Annotated in this window: 11 protein-coding genes; 7 read left to right on the top strand and 4 right to left on the bottom strand. The window is 70.4% G+C overall.

The features are described from left to right. Positions 1–42 precede the first annotated feature (42 nt). Both ABUE11_RS13000 and ABUE11_RS13005 read right to left on the bottom strand, forming a co-directional pair. The gene (locus ABUE11_RS13000) at positions 43–936 is read right to left on the bottom strand and encodes a polyprenyl synthetase family protein (RefSeq protein WP_367068816.1); all 894 of its coding nucleotides are present in this window, start codon (positions 934–936) and stop codon (positions 43–45) included. Beyond that, complete coding sequence (locus ABUE11_RS13005) at positions 936–1,178, bottom strand: exodeoxyribonuclease VII small subunit (protein WP_367065674.1); 243 nt, start codon at positions 1,176–1,178, stop codon at positions 936–938. Before ABUE11_RS13005 ends, ABUE11_RS13000 begins: the two co-directional genes overlap by 1 nt. Before the next feature lie 249 nt (positions 1,179–1,427). Here ABUE11_RS13005 and ABUE11_RS13010 point away from each other — a divergent pair, with 249 nt between their 5' ends. From ABUE11_RS13010 to ABUE11_RS13020, 3 genes are all read left to right on the top strand, one after another. Then, the gene (locus tag ABUE11_RS13010) at positions 1,428–2,567 is read left to right on the top strand and encodes an aromatic ring-hydroxylating dioxygenase subunit alpha (RefSeq protein ID WP_367065675.1); all 1,140 of its coding nucleotides are present in this window, start codon (positions 1,428–1,430) and stop codon (positions 2,565–2,567) included. Positions 2,568–2,662: 95 nt separating this feature from the next. Beyond that, positions 2,663–3,574 (top strand): DMT family transporter, encoded by a 912-nt coding sequence (locus tag ABUE11_RS13015; protein ID WP_367065676.1) that lies wholly within the window; start codon positions 2,663–2,665, stop codon positions 3,572–3,574. 70 nt (positions 3,575–3,644) lie between these two features. Then, positions 3,645–4,502: a sulfurtransferase gene (locus ABUE11_RS13020; RefSeq protein WP_367065677.1), complete on the top strand. Its 858-nt coding sequence runs from the start codon at positions 3,645–3,647 to the stop codon at positions 4,500–4,502. A 148-nt stretch (positions 4,503–4,650) separates the two neighbouring features. Here ABUE11_RS13020 and ABUE11_RS13025 read toward each other — a convergent pair whose 3' ends face one another. Together ABUE11_RS13025 and ABUE11_RS13030 are read right to left on the bottom strand one after the other, a co-directional pair. Further along, on the bottom strand, positions 4,651–6,087 hold the full coding sequence (locus ABUE11_RS13025; RefSeq protein WP_367065678.1) for an NAD-dependent succinate-semialdehyde dehydrogenase: 1,437 nt from the start codon (positions 6,085–6,087) through the stop codon (positions 4,651–4,653). A gap of 151 nt (positions 6,088–6,238) precedes the next feature. Further along, on the bottom strand, positions 6,239–8,683 hold the full coding sequence (locus tag ABUE11_RS13030; RefSeq protein ID WP_367065679.1) for a DNA internalization-related competence protein ComEC/Rec2: 2,445 nt from the start codon (positions 8,681–8,683) through the stop codon (positions 6,239–6,241). 75 nt (positions 8,684–8,758) lie between these two features. Here ABUE11_RS13030 and ABUE11_RS13035 point away from each other — a divergent pair, with 75 nt between their 5' ends. From ABUE11_RS13035 to ABUE11_RS13050, 4 genes are all read left to right on the top strand, one after another. Beyond that, positions 8,759–10,114: an FAD/NAD(P)-binding oxidoreductase gene (locus ABUE11_RS13035; protein WP_367065681.1), complete on the top strand. Its 1,356-nt coding sequence runs from the start codon at positions 8,759–8,761 to the stop codon at positions 10,112–10,114. 73 nt (positions 10,115–10,187) lie between these two features. Continuing rightward, positions 10,188–10,556, top strand: coding sequence for a DUF5368 domain-containing protein (locus ABUE11_RS13040; RefSeq protein ID WP_367065682.1), 369 nt, complete (start codon positions 10,188–10,190; stop codon positions 10,554–10,556). 13 nt (positions 10,557–10,569) lie between these two features. Next, on the top strand, positions 10,570–10,944 hold the full coding sequence (locus ABUE11_RS13045) for a DsrE family protein (protein ID WP_367065683.1): 375 nt from the start codon (positions 10,570–10,572) through the stop codon (positions 10,942–10,944). A gap of 91 nt (positions 10,945–11,035) precedes the next feature. Then, a complete protein-coding gene (locus ABUE11_RS13050; RefSeq protein ID WP_367065685.1) occupies positions 11,036–11,494 on the top strand; it encodes a RidA family protein in 459 nt (152 codons plus the stop codon). The last annotated feature ends 20 nt before the right edge of the window (positions 11,495–11,514 follow it).

Genomic DNA, 11,514 nt, shown 5'->3' on the forward strand with positions numbered 1-11,514 from the left:
CCTGGAGGCCAATTTGGCTCGATACGCTCGAGCCGCCAATGTTCAGTGCGAGCGGCGCACCACCATGTCGGCCAGCGCCGCGAGCGCCCGCGTGTCGGCCAGGGCGCTGGCCGCCAGCGCCGCATGCGCCTGGCCGCGCAGCGCCTCGGCATGGGCACGCGCGGCCTCCAGGCCCATGAACGAGACATAGGTGGGCTTGTCGCAGGCGGCATCCTTGCCCGCGGTCTTGCCCAGCGTGCAGGAGTCCTGCGTCACGTCCAGCACATCGTCGACCACCTGGAAGGCCAGGCCCACATGCTCGCCATACTGGGCCAGCGCCTTCTCGGCCGCCGCGCCGGCCTGGCCGCAGGCCGCGCCCATGACGACGCTGGCGCGCAGCAGCGCCCCGGTCTTGAGGCGGTGCATGTGGCGCAGCTCCTGCTCGGTCAGCCGCAGGCCCACGCTGGCCAGGTCTATGGCCTGGCCACCGGCCATGCCGTCGGCGCCCGCGGCCAGGGCCAGCAGGCGGCACAGCCTGGCCTGCATGGCGGCGGGCACGCCGTCCTCGGGCGTCAGTATCTCGAAGGCCAGCGCCTGCAGCGCGTCGCCGGCCAGAAGCGCCTGGGCCTGGCCAAAACGCACATGCACCGTGGGCTTGCCGCGGCGCAGCACGTCGTTGTCCATGCAGGGCATGTCGTCATGCACGAGCGAATAGGCGTGGATCAGCTCCACCGCGCAGGCGGCGCGCAGCGCTGCCTCAGGCTGGCCGCCGACGGCCTCGCAGGCGGCCAGCACCAGCAGCGGGCGCAGGCGCTTGCCGCCGTCGAGCACGGCGTAGCGCATGGCCTCGCCCAGCCCGGCGGGGGCATCGCGCCGCACCCAGCGCGACAGGCCGGCCTCCACGCGCGCGAGCTGCGCATGCATCCAGGCGCCGAAGTCGAAATCGCTGCCCGCCATCAGTCTTGCGTCCATGGCTGCAGCGCCCCTTCGTCAAGCACCTTGATCTGCTCCTGCACGGCCTCCAGGCGCGCGCGGCAGAAGTTCAGGAGCTGCGCGCCGCGCTGATAGCCCGCGAGCATCTGCTCCAGCGGCAGCTGACCCGACTCGATGCGGGCCACGAGCTGCTCGAGCTCCTCCAGCGCGGCCTCGTAGCTCGCTGGTTCGGATGGCTGGGCGGTGGTGGCGGGGGCCTTGGGCATGAATCGATGGGCGCCGTGCGCCGGATGAAAAACCAGTGATTTTAGGCGCTCGTGCAAAACCGACGCCGCCCCGCCCGGGACAGTGCCGCGCAATACACGCACAGGGGCTGCGGAAATAACCCCACCGCCTATAATCCCATTCCTTCGACACGAACCGGCTATGGATTCTTCCCTGGGCCGGTTTCGTTTTTTCTGTTCCCCGTGCGCACGCGCACCCTCCCTGTGGGGAGTCTTTAGGTCAGGTCACCCATGTCTGATTTAAGTCTTCAACTGCAGCAGGCCGCAAGCCAACTACCGGTTTCCAGCTACTTCGACGAGGCGCTGTTCCAGCGCGAACTGCAGACCTTGTTCCAGCAGGGCCCGCGCTATGTGGGGCACCGGCTGAGCGTGCCCGAGATCGGCGACTACTACGTCCTGCCCCAGGAGGCCTCGGGCCGCGCGCTCGTGCACGGGCGCGACGGCCAGGTGGGGCTGATCTCCAACGTCTGCCGCCACCGCCAGGCCGTGATGCTGCAGGGCCGCGGCAACCTGCAGGTGCAGGGCAAGGGCCATGCGGGCGGCAACATCGTCTGCCCCATCCACCGCTGGACCTATTCGCAAAAGGGCGAGCTGCTGGGCGCGCCGCATTTTGCGCACGACCCCTGCCTGAACCTGAACCAGTACCGCCTGCGCGAGTGGAACGGCCTCATCTTCGAGGACAACGGCCGCGACATCGCCGCCGACCTCACGGGCATGGGCCTGCAGCATGAGCTCTCGTTCGAGGGCTACATGCTCGACCATGTGGAGCTGCACGAGTGCAACTACAACTGGAAGACCTTCATCGAGGTCTATCTGGAGGACTACCACGTCGGCCCCTTCCACCCGGGGCTGGGCAAGTTCGTGACCTGCGATGACCTGAAGTGGCAGTTCGCCAAGGAATACTCGGTGCAGACCGTGGGCGTGGCGCCGAGCTTCGGCAGGCCCGGCTCGGACGTTTACAAAAAATGGCACGAGGTGCTGCTCAAGTACCAGGGCGGCCAGCTGCCCGACCGCGGCGCCATCTGGCTCACCTACTACCCGCACATCATGGTGGAGTGGTACCCGCATGTGCTCACCGTCTCCACGCTGCATCCGATCAGCGTGGACAAGACGCTGAACATGGTGGAGTTCTACTACCCCGAGGAGATCGCCTGCTTCGAGCGCGAGTTCGTCGAGGCCCAGCGCGCTGCCTACATGGAAACGGCCATCGAGGACGACGAGATCGCCGAGCGCATGGACGCCGGCCGCAAGGCCCTCATGCTGCGCGGCGACAACGAGGTCGGCCCCTACCAGAGCCCCATGGAAGACGGCATGCAGCATTTCCACGAGTGGTACCGCCAGCGCCTCGCGGACGCCCTGCCGCAGGGCTGATCGCCGCAGCCTTGATTTACTCTCGTTAACATAGCTGCCCGCGCTTGCTGCACAAGTGCGGGCAGCTATTTTCATATCCAATCACCACCTCTCCCATGCAAGCACTCTGGATGGTCTTGGCGGCGTTTCTGTTCGCCAGCATGGGGGTGTGCGTCAAGCTCGCCTCGGCCCACTTCAACGCGGCCGAGCTGGTGTTCTACCGCGGCCTCATCAGCATGGCCGTGCTCTGGCTGCTGGCCCGGCGCCAGGGCGTGGCCCTGGGCACACACTACCCGGGCATGCATGCCTGGCGCAGCCTGGTCGGCGTGACCTCGCTGGGCTGCTGGTTCTACGTGCTCGGCCAGCTGCCGCTGCCCACGGCCATGACCTTCAACTACACCAGCAGCCTGTGGATCGCGGCCTTCCTCGTCGGCGGCACGCTGCTGGCCTGGCGCCCGAGCGGCGACGCGCCGCGCCCGCCGCTGCAGGTGCCGCTGGTGCTGTGCGTGCTCGTGGGCTTTGGCGGCATCCTCATGATGATGCGCCCCAGCCTCGAAGGCTCGCAGGGCTTTGCCGGCGTGGTCGGCATGTTCTCGGGCATGGCCACGGCCCTGGCCTACATGCAGGTGGTGGCGCTGTCGCGCCTGGGCGAGCCCGAGGCGCGCACGGTGTTCTACTTCGCCACGGCCTGCGCGGTGGCGGGTGGGGCGGCGCTGTTTGTCACCGGCATCTCGCCCTGGCCCGGCTGGCCCGCGCTGTGGCTGCTGCCCCTGGGCCTGCTGGCCGCGGGCGGGCAGCTGTGCATGACGCTGGCCTATGCGCGCTCGCCCTCGGCGCGCGGCACGCTGGTCGTGGCCAATCTGCAGTACACCGGCCTGATCTTTGCCGCCATCTACGGCGTGCTGGTGTTTGGCGACCGCCCTCCCCTCATCGCCTGGGTGGGCATGCTGCTCATCATCGCCAGCGGCATCGCCGCCACCGTGCTGCGTGCGCGCGGCACGCCCGATGCGCCAGTGGACGAGCGCTGAGCCCTCGCACTGCGCGGCGCCACGGATGGCGGGGCACAATCGGGCGGCCAGAAATCCTCCCAACCCGGTCATGCCCTACACCACCCTGATTTCCGCCTCCCAACTGCAGGCCCTGATGCATGGCGGCCAGCCGCTCATGGTGTTCGACTGCAGCTTCGACCTGGCCCAGCCCGCGCTGGGCGCGAGCCAGTACCGTGAGTCCCATATCCCCGGCGCGGCTTTCGCCGATCTGGACCGACACCTGAGCGCCGGCAGCGGCGCGGCCGCCTCGGGCGGGCGCCACCCCCTGCCCACGCGCGAGCGCTTTGCCGCCTGGCTGTCGCAGGTCGGCCTCGCCAACGGCATGCAGGCCGTGGTCTATGACCGCAACGGCGCCAACTACTGCGGCCGCCTGTGGTGGATGCTCAAATGGGCCGGGCACGAGGCCGCGGCCGTGCTCGACGGCGGCCTGCAGGCCTGGCAGGCCGCGGGCGGCGCCCTGGCCAGCGGCGACGAGCCCGCACGTGCGAGCAGCGCGTTCGCCCTGGGCGCGCCGCTGCGCCGCTTGGTGGGCGTGGACGAGGTGCTGACGCGCCTGGGCGACGCCGGCCAGACCATCGTGGACGCGCGCGGCGCGCCGCGCTACCGTGGCGAGGTCGAGCCGCTGGACCCGGTGGCCGGCCATATCCCGGGCGCGCTCAACCGCCCCTTTGGCGACAACCTGGGCGCGGACGGAAGGTTCAAAAGTCCTGAGCAGCTGCGCGCCGAATTCACCGCCCTGCTGGCCGGCCGCCCCGCCGCCACGGTGGTGCACCAGTGCGGCAGCGGCGTAAGCGCCATCCCCAACCTGCTGGCCATGGAGGTCGCAGGCCTGGGGCCCACGCAGCTCTTCGCGGGCAGCTGGAGCGAATGGTGCAGCGACCCGAGCCGGCCCGTGGAGCGCGGCTGAGGCCCGCGCAAGGGGACACGCTTTGCCCGTCATCCCCGCGCAGGCGGGGATCCAGGCGCAACCCCGCCCGTCTCTTGCCGACTGCGGTGGATCCCCGCTTGCGCGGGGATGACGTCTTTTATCGACGCAGCGCCGACGCGCCCAACGTTCAGACGTTGGTGATGGAGATCGCCCGCGTGTTCAGGCAGGCCTCGAGCGCCTCGGGGCCGCCCTCGGAGCCATAGCCCGAGTCCTTGAGACCACCAAACGGCAGCTCGGCCGAGGGCGTGGCGGGCTGGTTGACCCAGAGCATGCCCACCTCCACGCGTTGCGAGAGCAGATGCGCGTTCTTGAGCGAGCGCGTGTAGGCATAGGCCGCCAGGCCATAGGGCAGGCGGTTGGATTCGGCGATGGCGTCCTCAAGCTGCGTGAAGCCGCGCACCGAGGCCACGGGGCCGAAGGGCTCCTCGTTGAAGATGCGTGCGCTCGTGGGCACGTTGTCGAGCACCGTGGGCGCGAAGAAGTTGCCCACGTCGCCGATGCGCTCGCCGCCGGTGCGCACGGTGGCGCCGCGGTGCACGGCGTCGCCCAGCAGCTCGGTCATGGCGGCCACGCGGCGCGGGTTGGCCAGCGGCCCCATCTGCGTGCCCTCGGCCAGGCCGTCGCCCACCTTCAGGCCCTGGGCGTGGCGCGTGAGCGCGGCCACGAAGTCGGCGCGCACGTCCTCGTGCACGAGAAAGCGCGTGGGCGCGATGCAGACCTGGCCCGCGTTGCGGAACTTGGCACCGGCCGAGGCCTTGACGGCCAGCTCGATGTCGGCGTCCTCGCAGACGATGACGGGCGCATGGCCGCCGAGCTCCATGGTCACGCGCTTCATGTGCTGGCCGGCCAGGGCCGCGAGCTGCTTGCCCACCACGGTCGAGCCGGTGAACGACACCTTGCGCACCACGGGGTGTGGGATCAGGTAGTTGGAGATCTCGGCCGGGTTGCCATAGACCAGGCCCACGGTGCCCGCAGGCAGGCCCGCGTCGGCAAAGGCGCGGATCAGCTCGGCCGGGCTCGCGGGTGTTTCCTCGGCGGCCTTGACCAGCACCGCGCAGCCCGCGGCCAGCGCCGCGCCGAGCTTGCGCACGACCTGGTTGATGGGGAAGTTCCAGGGCGTGAACGCGGCCACCACGCCCACCGGGTCCTTCACCACCAGCTGGCGCACGGCCAGGTTGCGCGAGGGCACGATGCGGCCGTAGACACGCATGCCCTCGTCGGCAAACCACTCGATGATGTCGGCAGCGGCCAGGGTCTCGATGCGTGCCTCGGCGCGGGGCTTGCCCTGCTCCTGGGTCATGATGGCGGCGATGGCGTCGGCGCGCTCGCGCACCAGCGCGGCGGCGCGGCGCATGGCCTTGGCGCGCTCGATGGCGGGCATGTCGCGCCAGGCCTCGAAACCCTTTTGCGCCGCGGCCAGCGCGCGGTCCAGGTCGGCCATGCCGGCGTGGGCGACGCGGCCAATCTCCTGGCCGGTGGCGGGGTTGACGACGGGCAGCGTCCTGCCGTCGGCGGCGTCCTGCCATTGACCGGCGATGAAGAGGCGGGTATCGGGGTAGGTCATGCGTTGGCTCCTTGTGTTGGTGATGAATGAGTGACGAACAACTACCGGTCAACTATAGGCCGTGGCGCGGGCGGGCACCGGCTCGGACGGGCGGTACCCAACCGCCAATGCGGACATTCCTGCGCCACATCACGGGCACATCACGAGCACATCACGGCTGGCTGTGATGCCAGTAGCGCCGCCCTGCCTCGCGCTCGCAGCGCCAGGCCTGGGGCGCACCCGACGCCCAGCGCGCCGCGCCGCATTGCGGGCTTTGCACCAGGGCGATGCCGCGCGCGTCATAGCGTGCCGCCACCTCCGCAGCCGGGTGGCCGAAGCGGTTGCGGTAGCCGGCCTGCACCAGCGCGACCTGCGGGGCCACGGCGTCGAGAAACGCCGCGCTCGACGAGGTCTTGCTGCCATGGTGCGGCACCAGCAGCAGATCGGCCGCCAGAGGGGCGCCCGCATCGAGCAGCGCCTGCTCCTGGGCGCGCTCTATGTCGCCCACGAGCAGCGCGGCCGTGCCGTCCGCAGCCGTGACGCGCAGCACGCAGCTCTGCGCATTGGGTTTGGGCGCCGCAGCGCCGACGGCGGCAGCGAGCATGTCCGGCGGCGGGTGCAGCAGCTCGAAGCGCACGCCATCCCATTGCCAGGCCTGGCCGGCCACGCAGGGCTCGATGGGGCGCAGCGCCTGCAGCGCGTGTTCGGCCTCTATCGAGCCCAGCACCCGCGCCCTGGGCTGCGCGCCGAGCACGGCGGCGGCGCCGCCCGTGTGGTCGCTGTCGCGGTGGCTCAGCACCAGCAGATCGAGCGATTCGCCGAGCGCGCGCATGAGCGGCACCAGCACCTGCCGGCCGGCGTCGCTGTCCTGGTGGTAACGCGGGCCGGCGTCGTAGAGCAGCGCATGGCGCGCCGTGCGCACCAGCACGGCCTGGCCCTGGCCCACGTCGGCGGCCAGCAGCTCGAACTGCCCCGCCGGCGGGCGCGGCGCCTGCCACCACAGCGCGGGCAGCATCAGCGGCAGCCCCAGCACGCGCCAGCCCCAGGGCAGGCGCAGCACCAGCAGCAGGCCCCCGGCCACGGCCGCCGCCCCCGCCCACAGCGGCGCCATGGGCAGGCTGACCTGGGCCCAGGGCCAGGCGGCGAGCCATTGCAGCAGCCAGGCCAGCATCTGCACGCCCCAGGCCGCGGCCGACCACAGCGGCGCCCATAGCACGCCCAGCAGCGCCAGCGGTGTGACCAGCAGCGTGACCCAGGGAATGGCCAGCAGATTGGCCAGCAGGCCCACGAGCGAGACCTGGCCGAACAGCAGCAGCGTGAGCGGCGCAAGCGCCAGCGTCACCACCCATTGCTCGCGCAGCATGGTGACAAATCGGCCTTTGACGCCCATTGGATGGGCGACAACAGCTCTTGAATCCGTAGCAAACAACACCCCCACGGCGACAAAGCTGAGCCAGAAGCCCGGCTGCAAGAGCGCCCAGGGGTCGGCCAGCAGCACCACGGCGCAGGCCAGCAGCCAGACCTGCGGCAAGGGCCAGCGCCGCCCCGAAAGGCGCAACAGCGCCACCGTGGCCAACATGCACACCGTACGCTGCGCGGGCACGCCCCAGCCGCTGAAGACCGCATAGGCCGCGGCCAGCAGCACGCCGCCGACAAGCGCCGCCGTGGGCGCGGGCCAGGCCAGGCACAGCCGGGGCACGCGGCGCCAGCCCCGGCCGATGAGGGCCGACGCCAGCCAGGCAAACAGCGTGATGTGCAGGCCCGAGATGCTCATGAGGTGCGCCACGCCCGTGGCGCGAAACAGCTCCCAGTCGGCGCGTTCGATGGCGCGCTGGTCGCCCGTGACCAGCGCCGCCACCACGCCCATGGCGCGCTGCGCGCCCGTATCGTCCACGGCGCCCGTGGCGGCGCGCCGCACGATGGCATCGCGCACGCGCTGGCGCAGCTGCTCCACGGGGTGCCGCCAGGTGGCGGCCAGGCGCTCGGGCGGGCCGTGCAGCGCGTCCAGGCGCGTGCTGCTGCGCACATAGCCCGTGGCCTGCACGCCCTGCTCCCACAGCCACAGCTCATAGTCGAAGCCGTGCGGGTTGCGCGCGCCATGCGGGGCCTTGAGCCGCACCGTCAGGCGCCAGCGCTCGCCCGCGCGCAGCGGGGGCGGGGTGGCCGCGTCGTCCCCCGCGCCCGCGTACCAGCTCAGGTCGATGAGCTCGGGCACGCGCACGGGCGCGCCGTCCAGGGTGGCCGACTCCACGGCCAGCCGCAGGCGCAGGCCCGCTTCACGCGGCTGCGGCATGGTGGCGATCACGCCGGTCACGCGGATGTCCCGGCCCTCGAGCCCGGGCGCGAGCGCCCCGGCCAGAAAGGCCGCCGCACGCAGGCCGCACAGACCCCACACCAGCAGCGCCACGGCCAGCGAGCGCAGCCCAGGCCTGCGCCAGGGCAGCGCCAGTGCCAGCAACCCCAGGGCCAGCACGCCCGCATAGGCGGCCGCAGGCCACAGCGCCCGCTGCTGCAGCTGCAGCACCGTGCCCAGCAGCACGCCGCAGAGCACCGCGGCCAGCGCATGGGTGGGGCGCTCATGGGCCGCCTGCCCATGGTGCAGGGACTCCCTCCACATATTTATTTCACTTTTATCTAACTTTAGATTATCCTAAACAACAAGGAGACAACCCCTCTTCAGAAGGAGTGCACCATGCCAGTCACGCCCGAGCAACGCCGGCTCATCGACACCTTGCTGCAGGCGCCAAGCCAGCGCCGCGGCTTTCTGCTCGCCACGCTCTGCGCCATGACCGCAGGGTCGGCGCGGGCCGCGGCGCCCGCCAGGGTGAAAACCCAGGCGCGCATCGTCATCGCGGGCGCGGGCGCGGCGGGGCTGGCCACGGCGGCACGTCTGTCGGCAGCACTCGAGGGCGCGAGCATCACCCTGGTCGATGCGCGCAGGGAACATTTCTACCAGCCGGGCTTCACGCTGGTCGGCGCGGGCATCAAGCCCGCGGGCTATGTGGTCTCCAACACGGCCGACTATGTGCCCGCAGGCGTGCGGCTCGTGCCCGAGCGCGTGGCCGAGTTCGACGTGGACGGCAACCAGGTCGTGACCGACAGCGGTCAGCGCCTGCCCTACGACTTTCTCGTCGTCGCCACGGGCCTGCAGCTCGAGTACGGCCTGATCGAGGGCATGGACATCCGGCTCATCGGCGAGAACGGCATAGGCAGCGTGTATGCGGGCCCCCAGGCCGCCGAGGCCACCTGGCGCGCCATGTCGGCCTTTGCCGACCGGGGCGGGCGCGGCGTGTTCCTGCGCCCCGCAACCGAGATGAAATGCGCGGGCGCGCCGCTCAAGTACACCTTCATCACCGAGGACCACCTGACGCGCCGCGGCACGCGCGGCAAGGCCGAGCTGGTCTACAACAGCAACAACAAGGCGCTGTTCAGCGTGCCCATCGTCTCGGAGAAGGTGCGCATGCTCTACCAGGAGCGCGGCATCGCCGTGAACTACGAGCGCGTGCTCACGGCCATAGACCCGGGCAGGCGCATCGCCACCTTTGCCACGCCCACGGGCCCAGAGGAGCAGCCCTACGACTTCATCCACGTCATCCCGCCCATGCGCGCGCCCGAGGCCATCAGGAACAGCCCCCTGCCCTGGAGCGCCGACAGGCACAAGGCCTGGGCCGCCGAGGGTTGGATGGAAGTGGACAAGGGCACGCTGCGCCACCTGCGCTACGCCAACGTGTTCGGCGTGGGCGACATCGCCGGCGTGCCCAAGGGCAAGACGGCCGCCAGCGTCAAATGGCAGGTGCCCGTGGCCGTGGACCACCTCGTGGCGCAGATCGCGGGGCGCCAGTCCAGCGCGCTGTACACGGGCTACACCTCCTGCCCGCTGATCACGCGGCTCGGCCAGGCCATGCTGGTGGAGTTCGACTACGAGAACAACCTCACGCCCTCCTTCCCCGGCGTGATCGCCCCGCTGGAGGAGCTGTGGGTCAGCTGGGTCATGAAGACCATGGCCCTCAAGCCCACCTACATCAGCATGCTGCGTGGGCTGGCCTGAAGGTTTTTTGGCACGTAGCCCTTGTGTATCAAGCGTTGAAAGCTCTTGTTTTGATAGTTGAAGGAGGACGATCATGAAGGAACTCGACCCCCGCATCCTGTTCGCCGTGTTCCAGGAAATGCTGGGCGCCATGCTGTGGCCGCTCGTGGCCGTGGTGGTGCTCGGCACCCTGGCCTTCTGGCTGCTGGTGCTGCGCGAGCGCGGCCTGCGCTCGCGCCGCCTGGTGCGCGCGCAGCTGCTGGCCCTGCCCGGCGGGGCTCTTGCGCTGTGGATCATGGCCGGCGTATCGTCCTCGGGCTTCACCGACGCGGGCGGCCCGGCCGACTGGCTGCTGATCGCCCTGGTCTTCACGCTCGGCGCCGTGGGCGCCGTCGTCGTGGCCTATACCCTTGCCGGCTGGCTCTCCGGTGACGGCCGCAGCCGGCAACCCGCCAATACCTGAAAGGAAACCATCCATGGTGAGTACCGCCGACTATGTCTCCACCCTCTACCACGGCCGGGGCAACCCCGACAAGGTGACCATCGCCCTGACCATGGCGCTGGCCGCGCGCCGCAAGGGCCACACGGCCTGCCTGATCCTGATGGCCGAGGGCGTCACGCTGGGCGTGCCCGGCGCCGCGGACGGCATCGACATCGGCGCGCCGTTCGAGCCCGCGGCCGGGCTGCTGGCCGAATACCTGCAGCTGGGCGGGCGCGTGGCGGTGTGCAAGTCCTGCATGCTGCACACGGGGCTCGAGGCCTCACAGATGGATGGCCGCTTCGAGATCATCACCGCGCCCGACGTGATCGACCTCGTCATGGGCGCCAAGGGCTCGCTGCAGGTCGCCTGAGGGCCGCCCCGCATCGCGGCCGCGCGGAATGTGCAACACTCACCCGGGCCGCGCGGATGCCGCGCGGCCTTGCATTTTTTGAAAGACTGCCATGAGTGTTTACGACAAGCTGAAGGAACTCCACATCACCCTGCCCCCCGTGGCCGTGCCCGCCGCGGCCTATGTGCCCTATGTGCAGAGCGGCAATCTGGTGTTTCTGAGCGGCCACATCGCGCGCAAGGACGGCAAGCCCTGGGCCGCGCAGTTCGGCCGCAACATCACCACCGAAGAGGGCAAGGCCGCCGCGCGCGCCGTGGCCATCGACCTGCTGGGCACGCTGCATGCCGCCACCGGCGGCGACCTGAACCGCGTGCGCCGCATCGTCAAGGTGATGAGCCTGGTGAACTCCACGGGCGACTACACCGAGCAGCACCTCGTGACCAACGGCGCCAGCGAGCTGCTGGGCGAGGTGTTTGGCGACAAGGGCAAGCATGCGCGCAGCGCCTTCGGCGTGGCGCAGATCCCCATGGGCGCCTGCGTGGAGATCGAGCTGATCGCAGAGATCGAGTAAGACCCGGGCCGCGCCCGGGT

It is taken from the genome of Oryzisolibacter sp. LB2S (genome assembly GCF_040732315.1).
GTDB lineage: Bacteria > Pseudomonadota > Gammaproteobacteria > Burkholderiales > Burkholderiaceae_C > Alicycliphilus > Alicycliphilus soli.